This is a genomic window from Streptomyces griseofuscus, assembly GCF_014673495.1.
GTDB lineage: Bacteria > Actinomycetota > Actinomycetes > Streptomycetales > Streptomycetaceae > Streptomyces > Streptomyces murinus.
The window spans coordinates 6,184,656-6,201,593 of the sequence record NZ_CP051006.1 but is presented as its reverse complement, the minus strand read 5'-3'; the positions used below and the strand labels follow the sequence as shown (position 1 = coordinate 6,201,593).

General features: G+C 72.6%; 19 protein-coding genes and 1 riboswitch. Of the genes, 10 read left to right on the top strand and 9 right to left on the bottom strand.

Translation table 11 applies throughout. From position 1 onward, the window contains the following. Nucleotides 1-8: 8 nt before the first annotated feature. The 3 genes from HEP81_RS28195 (at nt 9) to HEP81_RS28185 (ending at nt 3,159) form a co-directional block, all read left to right on the top strand. The gene (locus tag HEP81_RS28195) at nt 9-638 is read left to right on the top strand and encodes a TetR/AcrR family transcriptional regulator (protein WP_037653061.1); all 630 of its coding nucleotides are present in this window, start codon (nt 9-11) and stop codon (nt 636-638) included. A 306-nt stretch (nt 639-944) separates the two neighbouring features. Continuing rightward, entirely contained in the window at nt 945-1,547 is a 603-nt protein-coding gene (locus HEP81_RS28190; RefSeq protein ID WP_037653056.1) for a DUF4126 domain-containing protein, read from the top strand. 106 nt (nt 1,548-1,653) lie between these two features. Then, nucleotides 1,654-3,159 carry a phytoene desaturase family protein gene (locus tag HEP81_RS28185; RefSeq protein WP_037653053.1) on the top strand — a complete coding sequence of 502 codons (1,506 nt, stop codon included), beginning with the start codon at nt 1,654-1,656 and terminating at the stop codon, nt 3,157-3,159. Between the two features lie 60 nt (nt 3,160-3,219). Here HEP81_RS28185 and HEP81_RS28180 read toward each other — a convergent pair whose 3' ends face one another. The 6 genes from HEP81_RS28180 to HEP81_RS28155 all read right to left on the bottom strand — a co-directional run bounded on the left by HEP81_RS28180 (nt 3,220) and on the right by HEP81_RS28155 (nt 8,021). Further along, nucleotides 3,220-4,137, bottom strand: a complete 918-nt coding sequence (locus tag HEP81_RS28180; protein WP_037653051.1) for an SCO2102 family sporulation regulator — start codon at nt 4,135-4,137, stop codon at nt 3,220-3,222. 56 nt (nt 4,138-4,193) lie between these two features. Continuing rightward, nucleotides 4,194-5,117: a methylenetetrahydrofolate reductase [NAD(P)H] gene (gene metF, locus HEP81_RS28175; RefSeq protein ID WP_051849978.1), complete on the bottom strand. Its 924-nt coding sequence runs from the start codon at nt 5,115-5,117 to the stop codon at nt 4,194-4,196. A gap of 108 nt (nt 5,118-5,225) precedes the next feature. After that, nucleotides 5,226-5,873 (bottom strand): thiamine phosphate synthase, encoded by a 648-nt coding sequence (gene thiE, locus HEP81_RS28170; RefSeq protein ID WP_037653047.1) that lies wholly within the window; start codon nt 5,871-5,873, stop codon nt 5,226-5,228. A 105-nt stretch (nt 5,874-5,978) separates the two neighbouring features. Then, nucleotides 5,979-6,344, bottom strand: coding sequence for an Rv2175c family DNA-binding protein (locus HEP81_RS28165; RefSeq protein WP_037653045.1), 366 nt, complete (start codon nt 6,342-6,344; stop codon nt 5,979-5,981). A gap of 61 nt (nt 6,345-6,405) precedes the next feature. Beyond that, entirely contained in the window at nt 6,406-7,638 is a 1,233-nt protein-coding gene (locus tag HEP81_RS28160; RefSeq protein ID WP_037653044.1) for an NAD(P)/FAD-dependent oxidoreductase, read from the bottom strand. Between the two features lie 32 nt (nt 7,639-7,670). After that, nucleotides 7,671-8,021: an avidin-fold protein gene (locus HEP81_RS28155; protein WP_037653042.1), complete on the bottom strand. Its 351-nt coding sequence runs from the start codon at nt 8,019-8,021 to the stop codon at nt 7,671-7,673. 53 nt (nt 8,022-8,074) lie between these two features. Continuing rightward, nucleotides 8,075-8,186: riboswitch (TPP riboswitch) on the top strand. A 36-nt stretch (nt 8,187-8,222) separates the two neighbouring features. On the opposite strand from HEP81_RS28155, the gene thiO reads away from it, so the two are divergent. From thiO to HEP81_RS28130, 5 genes are all read left to right on the top strand, one after another. Further along, nucleotides 8,223-9,416, top strand: a complete 1,194-nt coding sequence (thiO, locus tag HEP81_RS28150) for a glycine oxidase ThiO (protein WP_037653039.1) — start codon at nt 8,223-8,225, stop codon at nt 9,414-9,416. After that, the gene (gene thiS, locus HEP81_RS28145; RefSeq protein WP_037653037.1) at nt 9,413-9,634 is read left to right on the top strand and encodes a sulfur carrier protein ThiS; all 222 of its coding nucleotides are present in this window, start codon (nt 9,413-9,415) and stop codon (nt 9,632-9,634) included. Before thiO ends, thiS begins: the two co-directional genes overlap by 4 nt. 3 nt (nt 9,635-9,637) lie before the next feature. After that, complete coding sequence (locus tag HEP81_RS28140) at nt 9,638-10,432, top strand: thiazole synthase (RefSeq protein ID WP_037653035.1); 795 nt, start codon at nt 9,638-9,640, stop codon at nt 10,430-10,432. Between the two features lie 217 nt (nt 10,433-10,649). Continuing rightward, entirely contained in the window at nt 10,650-12,560 is a 1,911-nt protein-coding gene (gene pknB / locus HEP81_RS28135; protein WP_037653032.1) for a Stk1 family PASTA domain-containing Ser/Thr kinase, read from the top strand. 87 nt (nt 12,561-12,647) lie between these two features. Beyond that, entirely contained in the window at nt 12,648-13,538 is an 891-nt protein-coding gene (locus tag HEP81_RS28130) for a deoxyribonuclease IV (RefSeq protein WP_078967212.1), read from the top strand. Between the two features lie 54 nt (nt 13,539-13,592). On the opposite strand, the gene HEP81_RS28125 is transcribed toward HEP81_RS28130, so the two are convergent. Further along, on the bottom strand, nt 13,593-14,225 hold the full coding sequence (locus tag HEP81_RS28125; RefSeq protein ID WP_037653029.1) for a sulfite oxidase-like oxidoreductase: 633 nt from the start codon (nt 14,223-14,225) through the stop codon (nt 13,593-13,595). 189 nt (nt 14,226-14,414) lie between these two features. Here HEP81_RS28125 and bfr point away from each other — a divergent pair, with 189 nt between their 5' ends. After that, complete coding sequence (gene bfr / locus HEP81_RS28120; protein ID WP_037653027.1) at nt 14,415-14,924, top strand: bacterioferritin; 510 nt, start codon at nt 14,415-14,417, stop codon at nt 14,922-14,924. A gap of 10 nt (nt 14,925-14,934) precedes the next feature. Here the strand turns inward: bfr and HEP81_RS28115 are convergent, their stop codons facing one another. Together HEP81_RS28115 and HEP81_RS28110 are read right to left on the bottom strand one after the other, a co-directional pair. Beyond that, nucleotides 14,935-15,162 carry a (2Fe-2S)-binding protein gene (locus HEP81_RS28115; RefSeq protein WP_037653026.1) on the bottom strand — a complete coding sequence of 76 codons (228 nt, stop codon included), beginning with the start codon at nt 15,160-15,162 and terminating at the stop codon, nt 14,935-14,937. Between the two features lie 156 nt (nt 15,163-15,318). After that, entirely contained in the window at nt 15,319-16,671 is a 1,353-nt protein-coding gene (locus HEP81_RS28110; protein ID WP_037653260.1) for a class II 3-deoxy-7-phosphoheptulonate synthase, read from the bottom strand. Between the two features lie 104 nt (nt 16,672-16,775). Here HEP81_RS28110 and HEP81_RS42735 point away from each other — a divergent pair, with 104 nt between their 5' ends. Beyond that, nucleotides 16,776-16,832 carry a trp operon leader peptide gene (locus tag HEP81_RS42735; RefSeq protein WP_359376605.1) on the top strand — a complete coding sequence of 19 codons (57 nt, stop codon included), beginning with the start codon at nt 16,776-16,778 and terminating at the stop codon, nt 16,830-16,832. Nucleotides 16,833-16,938 lie beyond the last annotated feature (106 nt).

Below are 16,938 nucleotides of genomic sequence, written 5' to 3'. Positions count from 1 at the left end.
TCGGTGCCATGGAAAGCAGCAGCGCCAGGTCCGGCGGCAGCACGCGCCGGGAGGCGACCCGGCAGAAGCTCTACGAGGCGGCCGTCACGCTCATCGCCGACCAGGGCTTCTCCGCGACCACCGTGGACGAGATCGCCGAGCGGGCGGGGGTCGCCAAGGGCACCGTCTACTACAACTTCGCCAGCAAGTCGGTCCTCTTCGAGGAGCTGCTGCGGCACGGGGTCAGCCTGCTCACCGCCTCCCTGAAGGAGGCCGCCGAACAGACCGCGCACGAGGGCGGCAGCAGGGTGGACGCGCTGGACGCGATGGTCCGCGCCGGACTGGTCTTCATCGACCGCTACCCGGCCTTCACCCAGCTGTACGTGGCCGAGCTGTGGCGCACCAACCGGGCCTGGCAGTCCACGCTGATGGTGGTGCGCCAGGAGGCCGTCGCCGTGGTCGAGGGTGTACTGCGCGAGGGCGTGGCGGGCGGCGAGTTCAGCGAGGAGATCGACGTCCAGCTGACGGCGGCGGCCCTGGTCGGCATGGTCCTGGTGGCCGCGCTCGACTGGAAGTCCTTCCAGCCGCAGCGCTCCCTGGACGATGTGCACGCGGCCCTGTCCCGGCTGCTCCAGGGCCGGGTCAGCGGCAGGGTCTGAGCCACCGGGGCGGCGGCGCGCCGCCGAAGGGCGCACGGAAGGCGCCGGTCCACAGCTGGACCGGCGCCTTCGCGCTCCCCCGTACTCCCCCGTACTCCCCCTGGGTCATGGCCAGGCGGCGGGCACCGTTCCGCCGCCCCGTGCCGGCGGTACCGGGCCGCGCCCCCTTGCCGAGCTCCACTCTTCCGTGCCGGGCCCCTCCGGCCCATCCGTGCGCCTACTCATCCCTCGGCCTAGGTACGGATACTCAGACCTGCGCGCACCTGCCCAGGACGGGCATCCCCGGGCCTCGCTACGATCGCCTGCGTGTCCGTACTCCCGCTCGTCTTCACCAGTGGCTGGGCCAGCGGCATCAACGCCTACGCGGTGGTGCTCCTGCTCGGCCTGTTCGGCGTGAGCGGGGTGAGCGACGACGTCCCCGGGGCCCTCCAGCGGCCCGAGGTGCTGATCATCGCGGGCGTGCTGTTCCTGTGCGAGGCGGCGGCCGACAAGGTGCCCTACGTCGACTCGATATGGGACTCCGTGCACACCGTGATCCGGCCCGCGGCCGGCGCCTGGGTGGGCGCGCTGCTCGCCGGGCACAGCGGTTCGTACTCGGAGGTGGCGGCCGCGCTGATCGGCGGTTCGACGGCGCTGGCCAGCCACTCGGTCAAGGCCGGGACGCGGATGGCGGTCAACGCCTCGCCGGAGCCGTTCAGCAATATCGCGCTGAGCATCGGCGAGGATCTGGGCGTCGGCGCGCTGGTCTCCTTCGCGATGTTCCATCCGCAGGCGGCGGCGATCATCGCGGCGGTGCTGCTGGCCGCGGGGCTGGCCGCGCTGTTCTTCCTGGTCTCCCGCATCCGGCGCTTCCTGCGCCGCCGAGCCCAGCGCCGCGAGGAGCGCCGGCTGGCCTCACGGGTGCCCTGAGCCTGAGACGGCCTCACGGTGCCTGAGCCCATCTCACGGGCGCCCTGAGCTGCGCGGAGTCCGCCCCGAGATCGCGTTGTCAGTGGTGGTCGCTAGAGTCGCGGACATGGCACGGATCGCGGTGATGGGCGCCGGTACGGGCGCGATGGCGGCCGCCGCCCGGCTGGCCGTCGCGGGCCACCGGGTGGTGGTGTACGAGCGCACGGACACCTACGGCGGTGGGGTGCGCCGCTTCGAGCGGGACGGCTTCGGCTTCGACACCGGCCCGGGGCTGCTGACGCTGCCCGCCGTCTACCGCGATCTGTTCGTCAAGACCGGCAAGGAGCCGCTGGAGGCCCGGGTCGAGCTGGTCCAGGTCGACCCGTCCGCGCGGCACCTCTTCGCGGACGGCACCGAGGCCGCCCTGCCCAACGCCTCGCGCGCGGGCGTCGTCGCGGCGCTGGACGAAGCGCTGGGCGGCGGCGCGGGCGGGCGCTGGGGCGACTTCCTGGTGCGGGCCCGCGAGGCCTGGGACCGCACCCGCCGGCCGCTGCTGGAGGAGCCCCTGTGGCCCGACTGGCAGGTGCTGAGGGACAAGGAGCCGTATCCGGCGGTCCCGCACAAGCGACTGCTGCGCACCCGGCGGGCGAGCACCCTGGCCGAGATCGGCGCCTGGGAGCTGCGCGACCCCCGGCTGTCGGCCCTGCTCGCCGGATACGCCCTGGCCCATGGCGTCGACCCGGCCACCGCCCCGGCGAGCGCGGCCGTGCTGCCGTACATGGAGCATGCCTTCGGCACCTGGTATGTGCGCGGCGGGATCCGGGAGTTGGCGCGCGCGGTGTACGAGCGCTGCCTGGCCCGGCGGGTGGAGTTCGTCTTCGGCGCCGAGATCACCCGGGTCCTGGTCGAGGACGGCCGGGCGGCCGGGGTCGAGCTGGCCGACGGGACCGTGGCCGAGGCGGACTTCGTGGTCGGGGCGGAGCCCTGGCGGCTGGCCGGCCTGGTGGCGGGGGTGCCGTACGGACCGGGGGCGGTCGCGCCGGAGCCCGAGGACCGGTTCCCGGGGCGGATGGTGGTCTGCCTGGCCCTGCGCGGCGCCCGCGATCCCGGTGCCGCGCATCGCACGGTGGTGCACTCGGCCGACCCCGAGGGCGAACTGGACCTGTTCCGGCACGGCACCCCGCCGGGCCTGCCGACGGTCCGCGTCGACCGCCCTGACGACCCGGCGCTGCGCCCCGACGACGTGCATGAGTCGATGGTGCTGACGGCGACGGTCCCGGCGGCGACGCGGTACGACTGGGGCGCGCCGGGTGTCGCCGACGCGTTCGCCGAGCGCATGATCACCGCCGCCGAGCGCGCGGTGCCCGGGCTGCGGGAGCGGATCCTGTGGCGCGAGGTGCGCACCCCCCTGGACACCGCCCGGGAGACGGGCGCCACCGGAGGCGCGGTCCCGCCGCCCGCGCTGGCCGCGCCGCGAGGCGCGCTGCACCCGGCCAACACCACGGCGATACCGGGCCTGTTCGCGGTCGGCGGCTGGTCCCACCCGGGCGGCGGGCTGCCGCACGCGGGCATGTCGGGCGCGCTGGTGTCCGGGCTGATCGTGGAGGGTCCGGACTTCCGGGGCTCGCAGTGACCCACACGTGAGCCGGGCCCCGACGAGGGCCCGGGCCTCACTCCGGCCGACGCCCGGTTCTCAGTAGCGGTACTGCTGCTCGTCGTACCCGGCGCCCGGCTGCTGCCGGTCATGGCCCTGGTAGGGGTACGGCTGCTCCTGCGGGAGTTCGCCGCCCTGGCCCTCGTCGGTGCGCTGCTGCGGCACCCACACCCCGCCGGCCGGGGTCTCCCCGTAACCGCCGGTGGCGTACGGGTCCTGGGGGTAGCCCTGCTGGCCGTACTGCTGGGCATAGCCGGGGTCGTAGCCGTCGCCGGGGTGGGACTGGCTGCCGATGTAGGGGTCCGAGTAGTTGGCGTAGCCCTGCTGGGCGGCGGCGTCGTAGCCGTAGCCCTGTTGCTGTCCGTAACCGGAGTGGTCGTAGGACTGCCCCTGCTGCTGGGCGGCGTGGGTGGCGGTGTCGCCGTAGACGCCGTAGTTGCCGGTGTCGTCGGGCAGGGGCAGCGGCTCGTAGACGGAGACGGGTTCGGCGGACGGGGGACGCGCGGGCGAGAAGACGTCGTCGCGGTCGTAGTCGTCGTACCCGTCCGGGACGGAGCCGTCCTGGGCGTAGGGGTCCTGACCGGGGGCCAGGTCGTCGTCCGTGCCGGTGGGGGCGGGCGCGGGGGCCTGCGCGGCCTGGGCCTTGCGGTCGCCGCGGCCGCGGCGGCGCTTGCTGCCGCCGCTCCCCACGGCGTCGGCCTCGGGCCGCCGGACCGCCCAACCGGCCACGAAGCCGCGGCGGAAGGAGAGCGTGACCAGGGTCTGCCCGATGGCGAAGGCGATCGCGCCCGCCCCGATCACGAGGACGGACGGCATCAGGACGCCGACCACCACCCCGAGGAAGCCCGCGAAGGCGAGCAGCCGCCAGCGCAGACGCGCCTTGTACTGCAACAGCACCTCGCCGAGCAACCACAGCGCGACGCCGCCGAATGCGATGTAGAGGACCGTCCAGCCCATGTACGCCCCTCTCCCAGTGGCCGTTACGCAGTGTGTCTCAACACCACGCGGCAGGTCTAGGCCTGCGGGGGGTGGTGCAGGCCCAGGTTCTCGTAGATCTCCAGGGTCGCCGTGGAGCTGTTGAGCGTGATGAAGTGCAGTCCGGGCACGCCTTCGGACAGCAGTCGCGCGCAGAACTCCGTGGCGAAGTCGATACCGATGGAGCGTACAGCCGCCGGATCGTCCTTCGCCGCGAGGATCCGCTCTTTCAGGGCGTCCGGGAACTGAGCGTTGCTGAGCTTGGGCAGCCGCTCCAGCATGCGCACGCTGGTGACCGGCAGGATCTCCGGGATGACCGGGGTGTCGCAACCCGCCTCCACCACCCGGTCGCGCAGCCGCAGATAGGACTCGGGCTGGAAGAACATCTGGGTGATGGCGTAGTCGGCGCCCGCGCGGCACTTGTCCACGAAGTGGGCGACATCGGTGTCCCAGTCCGCGGAGCGTGGGTGCATCTCCGGGAAGGCGGCGACGCCCACGCAGAAGTCGCCCGACTCCTTGATGAGGCGCACCAGTTCGGCCGCGTAGGTCAGGCCCTTGGGGTGCGCCACCCAGGCGCCCATGGGGTCGCCGGGCGGGTCGCCGCGCACGGCGAGCATGTTGCGGATCCCGGCGTCGGCGTACTGGCCGATGATGTTGCGCAGTTCGGCGACGGAGTGGTCGACCGCGGTGAGGTGGGCGACCGGGGTGAGCGTGGTGTCGGCGACGATCTGCTGCGTCTCCCTGACGGTGCCCGCGCGGGTCGAGCCGCCGGCGCCGTAGGTCACGGAGACGAAGTCGGGGGCGACCGCCTCGACCCTGCGCAGCGCGGTCCACAGGTTCCGCTCGCCCTTGGGGGTCTTCGGCGCCGAGAACTCGAAGGAGTACGTGGTCTTGCCGCCGGCGAGCATGTCACGCACGGTCCGTGCGCGATCAGTCCTGGTGGATGCGGTTCCGAGGGCCATACCCGCAGGTTAGCCAGGGGACAGCGGTCCCCCAACCGAACTCCGGAAATTTGCCCGATTTGTCGACTTACTGTCCACCCCTTGGGACGCGCTTCCGAGACGGGCCCCTCAGGACCGCCGCAGCCGCCGGGCGAACTCGGCCGCGGCGGCGCCCGGGTCGTCGGCCTCGGTGAGCGCGCGCACCACGACCACCCGGCGGGCCCCGGCCGCCAGGACCTCGTCCAGGTTGCCGAGGTCGATGCCGCCGATGGCGAACCAGGGGCGCTCGGTGCCGAGCGCGGCGGTGTGACGGACCAGGTCGAGGCCCGGGGCGGGGCGGCCGGGCTTGGTGGGGGTGGGCCAGCAGGGCCCGGTGCAGAAGTAGTCCACACCGTCCTGGACGGCGGCCGCGGCGGCCTCGTCCTCGGTGTGGGTGGATCGGCCGATCAGCACGTCCTCGCCGAGGATCGCGCGGGCCGCGGGGACCGGCAGGTCGCCCTGGCCGAGGTGGAGCACATCGGCGCCGGCGGCGTGGGCGACGTCGGCCCGGTCGTTGACCGCGAGGAGTCTGCCGTGCCGGGCGCAGGCCTCGGCGAGGATCTCCAGACAGGCCAGTTCCTCGGCGGCCTCCATGCCCTTGTCGCGCAGCTGCACGATGTCGACGCCGCCGGCCAGCACCGCGTCCAGGAACTCGGGCAGGTCGCCCTGGCGCCTGCGGGCGTCCGTGCACAGGTACAGCCGGGCGTCGGCGAGCTCGGCGCGGGCGGTGTCGGACATGCGTGGGCCCCCCGGGGGTCGGTGTGGGTGCTGGGCGGGCGGTGGCGCACGGCGCGCGGGGCGTCGTACACCACCCCCCAGACGGTCGGGCTCAGACGGCCGGGCTCAGACGGCGAGCGCCTGGGCGCGGCGCTTCACCTCCGTGCCGCGATTCTCGCTGAGCGCCTGCGCGGGGGTGCCGGGCAGGGTCGGGTCGGGGGTGAAGAGCCATTCGATCATCTCTTCGGGCGTGAAGCCGTCGTCCCGCAGGAGCGTCAGGGTTCCGGTCAGGCCCTTGACGATCTTGTCCTCGTCGATGAAGGCGGCGGGAACGTGCAGCGCACGGTTCTCACCTCGGCGTACTGCGATGAGCTGGCCGTCCTTGACCATCTGCCGCACACGCGTCACCTCGACGCCGAACTGTTCGGCGATGTCGGGGAGGGTGAGCCAGGCGGGGACGAGAGCGTCGATCTTCGTGTCAATCTCGGTCACGAGTACTAGCGTAGGCGTTCGGCCGGGTGTGGTGCTTTATGCCGGTGTGCTGGTGGCGGCCTCAGCCGGTCATGGCGTCCTTCAGCGGCCTGCCCGGATCCGCCAGCGCCCGCGCGTCCAGCGGGCGGCCCGCCTCGATCAGTTTGCGGCCCTGGGCGAGATCGCGCGGCCGGCCCACGGCCAGCAGGGCGACCAGGCGGTCCTCGCGCAGCCAGCACACCGTCCAGGCGGGGCCCTCGGGGTCGCCGCGCCAGACCAGCCGGTCGGCGGCGGCGTGATGCCCGGCGTACTGGACGAAGCGGCCGAACTGCTCGGACCAGAAGTACGGCACCGGGTCGTAGACAGCGGTGGTCTCGCCGAGGATGCCGGCGGCGACGGTGCGCGGACCCTGCAGGGCGTTGTCCCAGTGGTGCACGAGAAGGCGTTCGCCGTAGCGGGACGAGGGGAAGGAGGCGCAGTCGCCGACGGCGTACACATCGGGCGCGGAGGCACGCAGCCGCGCGTCGGTGACGACCTCGCCCGACGCGCCCAGCTCGATGCCGGAGCCGGTCAGCCAGCCCGTGGCGGGGCGGGCACCGATGCCGACGACGACCGCGCCCGCGGGCAGCCGGGTGCCGTCCGCCAGCACCACCGCGCCGGGCTCGACGCGCTCCACGCGTGCGCCGGTGCGCAGTTCGGCGCCGCTGTCGGCGTACCAGCGGGTCATGGGGGCTGCGACCTCGTCGGGCAGCACCCCGGCGAGCGGCCGGTCGGCGGCCTCGACGACGGTCACCGCGCAGCCGGCCTCCCGGGCGGCCGTGGCGAACTCGGCGCCGATCCAGCCGGCGCCGACGACCACGATGTCGTGCTGCCGGGCGAGCACGGGCCGCAGCCGTTCGGCGTCGTCAAGGGTGCGCAGCAGATGCACACCGGGGACGCCCTCGGTGCCGGGCAGGGTGACCGGTTCGGCGCCGGTGGCGAGCACCAGGACGTCGTAGGGCACCGGGCCCGCCTCGGTGTCCAGTTCATGGTCGGCGGGGCGGGCCCCGAGGACCTCGCAGCCGAGCCTGAGGTCCACGCCGAGCGCGTCGAAGTCGAGGTCGAAGGCGGAGTCCTCGGCCTTGCCGAGCAGGACGGCCTTGGACAGCGGCGGCCGGTCGTACGGCTGGTGCGGTTCGGCGCCGATGACGCTCACCTCGCCCGCGAAACCCCGTTCCCGCAGGGCGACCGCGGTCTGCACCCCGGCCATGCCCGCGCCGACGACGACCACGCGCCGGATCCCTGCCGTGCCCTCCTGGGCTGTCTGCTCGCTCACCCGATCACCATAGACAGATGACGATCAGTCAGTCAGGGGGCGTGCGCGGTGACCTGTTCCACGACGCTCGTGCCGGAGCCGGGTCCCGACTCCCACTCCCAGGTCTCCTCCAGGCGCACCCGGCCGTCGGGCAGTTCCACGACCGTGGACACGCAGTGGCCGCAGGCCGTGCTGCCGTCGGTGCGCAGCTGCACGTACCGGAAGTCCAGGCGGTCGCCCCCGCGGGTGCCGACCAGATGGCCGCGGACGATGTCGCCGCCCCGGTACTCGGCCCAGATCGCGCCGTCCCGCTCGTGGTAGGCGAAGCGGGTCCGCGTACCGACCTGACCTGCGGACTGGTCGGCGACGGGGGCGAGGACCAGTCCGTCCAGCGATGGGGCCATGACCAAGGGCTCCCTTACGGGTGAGGAGGGGGGCGGGCTAGGGTGGCCACCGTACAAGCACTCGCGGGAGCCCGGACGCACCGGGCTGAGAGGGAGGCTGGCGGCCTCCGACCGTACGAACCTGATCCGGGTCATGCCGGCGAAGGGAGGGGCTGGACGCCCATGCCGTCACGTACGTCATACACATCCGATACGCCACACGTGTCCCGTACGTCCCCCGCGTCCGAGGGGTCGGGCACAACCGACGTCCTGGTCGTCGGGGGCGGGATCATCGGTCTGGTCACGGCCTGGCGCGCGGCGCGCCGGGGGCTCGCGACGGCCCTGGTGGATCCGGCTCCGGGCGGCGGGGCCGCGCAGGTCGCGGCCGGGATGCTGGCCGCGGTCACCGAACTGCACTACGGCGAGGAGACGTTGCTCGCCCTCAATCTGGAGTCGGCGCGCCGCTATCCCGACTTCGTGGCCGAGCTGACCGAGGCGAGCGGCCGGGACCTCGGCTACCGGCGCTGCGGCACGCTCGCGGTCGCGCTGGACGCCGACGACCGCGCCCATCTGCGTGAACTGCACGCCCTCCAGCAGCGCTGCGGCCTGGACGCGCAGTGGCTGTCGGGACGGGAGTGCCGCCGCCTGGAGCCGATGCTGGCGCCCGGGGTGCGTGGCGGGCTGCGGGTCGACGGCGACCACCAGATCGATCCGCGCCGGCTGGCCGCGGCGCTGGTGACCGCGTGCGAGCGGGCCGGGGTGGTGTTCCACCGGGTGTGGGCGCAGCGGCTGGACGTCGATGGGGACCGGGCCGTCGGGGTCACCGCGGCGGACGGTACGGCGCTCACCGCCGGGCAGGTGGTGCTCGCGGGCGGCAGCCTCAGCGGGCGGCTCGCGGGGGTGCCCCCGGAGCTGGTACCGCCGGTGCGGCCGGTGAAGGGACAGGTGCTGCGGCTGGCGGTGCCCGAGCGGTACGCGCCGTTCCTCAGCCGGACCGTGCGGGCCGTGGTCCGGGGCGGGCAGCTGTACCTGGTGCCCCGGGAGAACGGCGAGCTGGTCGTCGGCGCCACCAGCGAGGAGCTGGGCTGGGACACGACGGTCACCGCCGGCGGGGTGTACGAGCTGCTGCGCGACGCGCACGAGCTGGTGCCGGGCATCACCGAGCTGCCGCTCACCGAGACCCGGGCCGGGCTGCGGCCCGGGTCCCCCGACAACGCGCCGCTGCTCGGGCCGTCCGGGCTCGACGGGCTGCTGCTGGCGACCGGGCACCACCGCAACGGGGTGCTGCTCACGCCGGTCACCGGGGATGTGATGGGGCAGTTGCTGGCGGGAGGCCCGCTGCCCGAGGAAGCCCGTCCGTTCACGCCGGAGCGCTTCGGCGCGCCGCGCACGCAGCAACTGGAGCAGACCGTATGAGCGCCGTGTCGTCCACCATCACCGTCTCCGTCAACGGGGAGCGCCGGCAGATCGCGCCGGGTACCGCGCTCGACGCCCTCGTACGGTCCCTCGTGCGGGCCCCCGCCGGGGTCGCGGCCGCCGTCAACGAGACGGTCGTACCGCGGGCGCAGTGGGCCGGGACCGCGCTCGCCGAGGGCGACCGGGTCGAGGTGCTCACCGCGGTGCAGGGGGGCTGAGCGATGACCGACGATCGTTTGGTCATCGGGGGTACGGCCTTCGGGTCGCGGTTGATCATGGGCACCGGCGGGGCACCCAGCCTCGATGTGCTGGAGCGGGCGCTGGTGGCTTCGGGGACGGAGCTGACGACGGTCGCGATGCGGCGGGTCGATCCGTCCGTGCACGGCTCGGTGCTGTCCGTGCTGGAGAAGCTCGGCATCCGGGTGCTGCCGAACACGGCGGGGTGCTTCACCGCCGGGGAGGCCGTGCTCACGGCGCGTCTCGCGCGGGAGGCGCTGGGCACGTCGCTGGTGAAGCTGGAGGTCATCGCCGACGAGCGGACGCTGCTGCCGGATCCGGTGGAGCTGCTGGAGGCGGCGGAGACGCTGGTGGACGACGGGTTCACGGTGCTGCCGTACACCAACGACGATCCGGTGCTCGCGCGGAAGCTGGAGGACGTGGGGTGCGCGGCGGTGATGCCGCTGGGGTCGCCTATCGGGTCGGGGCTCGGGATCCGCAATCCGCACAACTTCCAGTTGATCGTGGAGCGGGCGGGGGTGCCGGTGATCCTGGACGCGGGGGCGGGTACGGCGTCGGACGTGGCGCTGGCGATGGAGCTGGGGTGTGCGGGGGTGATGCTGGCGTCGGCGGTGACGCGGGCGCGGGAGCCGGAGCTGATGGCGGCGGCGATGCGGCACGCGGTGACCGGGGGGCGGCTGGCGCGGGTGGCGGGGCGGATACCTCGCCGGTACTGGGCGGAGGCGTCCTCGCCCGCGGCGGGCCTGGCCGTGCTCGACCCCGAGCGCCCCGCGTTCTGAACCCGCGTCCGCACACCACCTTCCTCTCCCACCCACGCACCACCCGGACCTCCCCGTGGGGCGCGCTCACCGTCGGCGGCTCTCCGCCCGTACGCGAGCCCGCGCCTCCCGCGGAATATGGCGTCCCTGGGTAAGAAGCGTCACAGGTCGGCTTCAGTGCCCTGGTGGGAGAGGCGGAGGGGCGGGGGATGCCCGTGGGGGCTCGTAGACTCGGCGTGTGGATATGACCCTTCAGGACGCCCTCGTCGGGCAGGTGCTCGACGGTCGGTACCGCGTGGACGCGCGGATCGCGGCCGGCGGGATGGCGACGGTGTACCGGGCGCTGGACATGCGCCTGGACCGGGTGCTCGCGCTGAAGGTGATGCATCCCGCGCTGGCGGCCGACGGCGTCTTCGTGGAGCGGTTCATCCGCGAGGCGAAGTCCGCGGCCCGGCTCGACCATCCGAATGTGGTGCAGGTCTTCGACCAGGGCACCGACAGCTCGTATGTGTACATGGCGATGGAGTACATCGCCGGGTGCACCCTGCGTGATGTGCTGCGCGAGCGCGGCGCACTGCGGCCGCGTGCCGCGCTGGACATCCTGGAGCCGGTGCTCGCCGCGCTCGGCGCCGCCCACCGGGCCGGTTTCGTGCACCGCGACATGAAGCCCGAGAACGTGCTGATAGGCGACGACGGACGGGTCAAGGTCGCCGACTTCGGCCTGGTCCGCTCCGTGGACACGGTGACCAGTACGACCGGCTCCGTGCTCGGCACCGTCGCCTACCTCGCCCCCGAGCAGATCGACCAGGGCACCGCCGACCCGCGCGTCGACGTGTACGCCTGCGGTGTCGTGCTCTACGAGATGCTGACCGGCGCCAAGCCGCACTCCGGGGACTCCCCCGCACAGGTGCTCTACCGGCACATCAACGAGGACGTGCCGCCGCCCTCCGCGCTGGCGCCGGGGCTTGCCCCGCAGCTGGACGAACTGGTCGCCTCGGCCACCGCCCGCGACCCCGAGGTGCGCCCGTACGACGCGGTCGCGCTGCTCGCCGAGGCCCGGGAGGCCCGCGAGGCGCTGACCGAGGAGCAGCTGGACGCCGTGCCGCCGGGGGCCAGGACGGTGGAGCACGAGAACGCGGAGAACCGTACGAGCGTGATCCCGCGCGCGCTCACCGTGCCCCGGCCGCTGCCGGTCAACGAGGACGGCGACGGCGTCAGCCGCACCGCCCGCTTCCAGACCGCGCCCGCGGCGCCCCCGCGCCGGTCCCGGCGGCTCATGCTGAGCATCGCCGTCGCCGTGCTCCTGGTGCTCGGCGCCGGCACCGGGGTCTGGTACATCAACTCCGGCCAGTTCACCAAGGTCCCGCCGCTGCTGACGAAGACCGAGGCACAGGCCCGCGACCGGCTCCAGGACGCCGGGCTGCACATCGGCAAGGTGAAGCGGGCCTACGACGACACCGTCGAGCGCGGCACCGTGATCAGCACCGACCCGGCGCCCGGCGCCCGGATCCGGGACCATGACGCGGTGGCGCTGACCGTCTCGCTCGGCCCGGAGACGGTCAAGGTGCCGGACCTGGCCGGCCGGCCGCTCGCCGAGGCCCGGCAGAAGCTCAAGGCGGCCGGTCTGGAGCCGGGCATGGTCAGCCGGGAGTTCAGCGACGACGTCGACGCGGGCGCCGTGATCTCCACCGCCCCCGCGTCGGGCACCGAGCGGCACGCGGGCTCGGCGATCGCGCTGACCGTCAGCAAGGGCAGCCCGATCGACGTACCGGACGTCACCGGCGACGACCCCGCCGACGCCCGGCAGGAGCTGACGAGCGCCGGGCTCAAGGTGAAGATCGCGAGCGAGCAGGTCAACTCCGAGTACGACAAGGGCAAGGTGGCCCGGCAGAGCCCCGGCGACGGCAAGCAGGCCGCCGCGGGCGACACGGTGACGCTCACCCTGTCCAAGGGCCCGCAGATGATCGAGGTCCCGGATGTGACCGGCGACAGCGTGGACGACGCCCACCAGGCACTGGAGGACGCCGGGTTCAAGGTCAACGAGGACCGCGGGATCCTCGGGCTGTTCGGCGACACCGTGCAGAAGCAGTCCGTCGAGGGCGGGAAGACCGCGCCCAAGGGGTCCACGATCACGATCACCATCAGGTGACGCCGTGCCGCCCGGACGGCGAGCCGGTGACCGGGTTCACCTCCGGGGCCGGTCCGGGCGCACCCGCGGACATGACACCCTGAACGGGTGAGTTCCGTTTCCTCGTCCCTCCCCCGGCCCCTTCCGCGCAATCCGGTCGGCGGCCATGTCCCGGTGGCCGGCGGCCTGCACTCCGTGGGGCTGTCGTACGCCCATGAGCTGAAGGCCGAGACCGTCCAGGTCTTCGTGGCCAACCCGCGCGGCTGGGCCACCCCCGCCGGGAACCCGAAGCAGGACGAGGCGTTTCGCGCGGCCTGCGCCGAGGAGTCGGTACCTGCGTACGTGCACGCCCCCTACCTGATCAACTTCGGCTCGCACACCGAGGCGACCGTGGAGAAGTCGGTGGAGTCGCTGCGGCACTCGCTGCGGCGCGGCCGGGAGATCGGCGCGCTCGGCGTGGTGGTGCACACCGGCAGCGCGACCGGCGGACGGGCCCGTGAGGTGGCCCTGAAGCAGGTGCGGGAGCACATGCTGCCGCTGCTGGACGAGCTGACCCAGGACGACGATCCGTTCCTGCTGCTGGAGTCCACCGCGGGCCAGGGTGCCTCGCTGTGCTCGCGGACCTGGGACTTCGGGCCGTACTTCGAGGCGCTGGACGCCCACCCCAAGCTGGGCGTGTGCCTGGACACCTGCCACATCTTCGCCGCCGGGCACGATCTGACCGGCCCGGCCGGCATGAACCAGACGCTCGACCTGCTGGTGGAGACCGTCGGCGAGGGGCGGCTGAAGCTGATCCACGCCAATGACTCCAAGGACGTGGTCGGCGCGCACAAGGACCGGCACGAGAACATCGGCTCCGGCCACATCGGCGAGGAGCCCTTCCGCGCCCTGATGAACCACCCGGCGACCGCGGGCGTCCCGCTGGTCATCGAGACCCCTGGCGGCAAGGAGGGCCACGCGGCGGACGTGGCCCGGCTCAAGCGCCTCAGGGACGGCTGACGCGGGCCTCCGGGACCACCGGACCGTGTGCCTCGGGGGTCGCGGTCCGTCCGCTCACAGCTCCGGCCCCTCGCCCGGCTCCTCCTGGTAGGAGTAGCGCTGTTCCTTCCAGGGATCGCCCACGTTGTGGTACCCGCGCTCCTCCCAGAACCCGCGCCGGTCGGCCGTCATGTACTCCACGCCCCGCACCCACTTGGGCCCCTTCCAGGCGTACAGATGGGGCACGATCAGACGGACCGGGAAGCCGTGCTCGGCGGTCAGCAGCTCGCCGTCCTTGTGGGTGGCGAAGAGGGTGCGGTCGGAGAGGAAGTCCGCGAGGCGCAGATTGGAGCTGAAGCCGTACTCCGCCCAGACCATCACATGGGTGACGTCCGGGGCCGGCGGTGCCAGCTCCACGATCGCGGCGGCCGGGACCCCGCCCCACTCCGCGCCCAGCATGCTGAACTTGGTCACGCAGTGCAGATCGGCCACCACGGTGGCGTACGGCAGGGCCGTGAACTCCTCGTGGTTCCAGCAGTGCTTGTCGCCGTCGGCGGTGGCGCCGAAGACCCGGAAGTCCCAGCGCTCGGGCCGGAACTTGGGGACGGGTCCGTAGTGCGTGACCGGCCAGCCGCGCTGGAGTCGCTGCCCCGGCGGAAGCTCGGACCCTGCCGCTGCTCCAGACTCTCGCTCCACCGGATGACCCATGTAACCATCCTGACAGACCTGGGGCAGTGCCCTTGACCGCCCCTCCCCGAAACGGGCAAACGCCATCAAACCGCAGCACACTTACTAAGTCCGCACTTACTGGACGATCTTCGCGTCCGGTGCAATCATGCGGCCCACACCTCCCCCGATATCCGTGCGGGAGACATCCGTGTGGAAGGAGCCGCTGCGATGCAGGGCGACCCCGACGTCATCGAACTGCTCAACGAGCAGTTGACCGCCGAGCTGACGGCGATCAACCAGTACTTCCTGCACTCCAAGATCCAGGACCACCGCGGGTGGTCCAAGCTGGCGGAGTACACCCGGCGCGAGTCGTTCGACGAGATGCGGCACGCGGAGATCCTCACCGACCGCATCCTGCTGCTCGACGGGCTGCCGAACTACCAGCGGCTCTCCCACATCGAGGTGGGGCAGACGGTGACCGAGATGTTCCGGGCCGACCGGCAGATCGAGGTCGAGGCGATCGACCGGCTGCGCCGGGGCGTGCAGATCATGCGCGACAAGGACGACATCACGTCCGCGAACATCTTCGAGGCGATCCTGGCCGACGAGGAGCACCACATCGACTATCTGGACACCCAGCTGGAACTGGTCGACAAGCTGGGCGAGGCGCTCTACATCTCCACGCTGATCGAGCAGAGCCAGCCGGACCCCTCGGGGCCGGGCACCGGCAGCTTCTAGACGCGGGGCCTCAGGCGGCGTCGTCCAGTCGGCCGAGGGTCGCCGGGGCGCGCTGTTCGATCAGCTCACGGCGGGGGCAGGCGCCCCGGCCGAGCAGCGCCTGGATGCGGCGTACGCAGCGGCCGCAGTCCGTGCCGGCCTTGCACGCGGAGGCGATCTGGCGCGGGGTGGCGGCGCCGTCCTCGGCGTGCTGCTGGACCTGGGCCTCGGTGATGCCGAAGCAGCTGCACACGTACACGCGGACTCACCTCCCGACGGGATCGCCGTAACTCTGCCGTCCCCGTTCCCGGTGAGGCAAACCTAACCTTACCCGCCGCTTCACGACCGCAAAAGGGCGAGGGGCGCGGATCCCATGTGATCCGCGCCCCAGCCCGCCTTCTGACGAAGGGATCGCCTACTGGTCCCGGTACATCTCCGCGACCAGGAAGGCCAGGTCGAGGGACTGGCTGCGGTTGAGCCGCGGGTCGCAGGCCGTCTCGTAGCGCTGGTGCAGGTCGTCCACGAAGATCTCGTCGCCGCCGCCCACGCACTCGGTGACATCGTCGCCGGTCAGCTCCACATGGATGCCACCCGGGTGGGTGCCGAGGCCCTTGTGCACCTCGAAGAAGCCCTTGACCTCGTCGAGCACGTCGTCGAAGCGGCGGGTCTTGTGCCCGGAGGCCGCCTCGAAGGTGTTGCCGTGCATCGGGTCGGTCACCCAGGCCACCGTGGCGCCGGACGCCGTGACCTTCTCGACCAGCTCGGGCAGATGGTCGCGGATCTTGTCGGCGCCCATCCGGACGATGAAGGTCAGCCGGCCCGGCTCCCGGTCGGGGTCGAGGCGGTCGATGTACTTCAGCGCCTCCTCGGCCGTGGTGCTCGGGCCGAGCTTGATGCCGATCGGGTTGTTGATCTTCGAGGCGAACTCGATGTGCGCGTGGTCCAGCTGGCGGGTGCGCTCACCGATCCACACCATGTGCCCGGAGACGTCGTACAGCTTGCCGGTGCGGGAGTCGACCCGGGTCAGGGCGGACTCGTAGTCCAGCAGCAGCGCCTCGTGCGAGGAGAAGAACTCGACGGTCTTGAACTCCTCCGGGTCGGTGCCGCAGGCCCGCATGAAGTTCAGCGCGTTGTCGATCTCCCGGGCCAGCTGCTCGTAGCGCTGGCCGGATGGGGAGGTCTTCACGAAGTCCTGGTTCCAGGCGTGCACCTGGCGCAGGTCGGCGTACCCGCCGGTGGTGAAGGCGCGCACCAGGTTCAGCGTGGACGCGGAGGCGTTGTACATCCGCTTGAGCCGCTCGGGGTCCGGGATGCGGGCGGCCTCGGTGAAGTCGAAGCCGTTGACGGAGTCGCCCCGGTAGGTCGGCAGCGTCACCCCGTCACGGGTCTCGGTCGGCTTGGAGCGGGGCTTGGAGTACTGGCCGGCGATGCGGCCGACCTTCACCACGGGCACGGAGGCCGCGTAGGTGAGGACGGCGCCCATCTGGAGCAGCGTCTTGAGCTTCTGCCGGATCTGGTCGGCGGACACCGCGTCGAATGCCTCGGCGCAGTCGCCGCCCTGGAGGAGGAACGCCTCTCCCTTGGCGACGGCCGCCATCCGGGCGCGCAGCTGGTCGCACTCGCCCGCGAAGACGAGCGGCGGATACGACTCGAGGTCCGCGATCACTGCGCGCAGAGCCTCGGCGTCGGGGTACTCGGGCTGCTGCGCCGCGGGCAGGTCTCGCCAGGTGTTGCCAGCGCTCGCGCTGGTCTTAGCGTTCACGGTCACCTCGTACACATTACGGGGTCGTGTCCCGTGTTCCACGAGTCGCCCGGAAAATGAGACGCGGTGACTGATTCGTGGACGGTTCGGGGTGGGGTAGGGTCTTTCGCATGTTCGCGCTTTCCGACCAGAACTGGTGGTGGACCGCTCCTCCGGCGGCCCACTGATCGCGCGCACCCAGATTTCGCGAAGGCCGCCCGAGGGCGGCCTTCGGTGTTTTCCGGGGTCGTTCCTCTCCTTCCTCGCGTTCCTCGCGACCGCTTCGTCCGATCG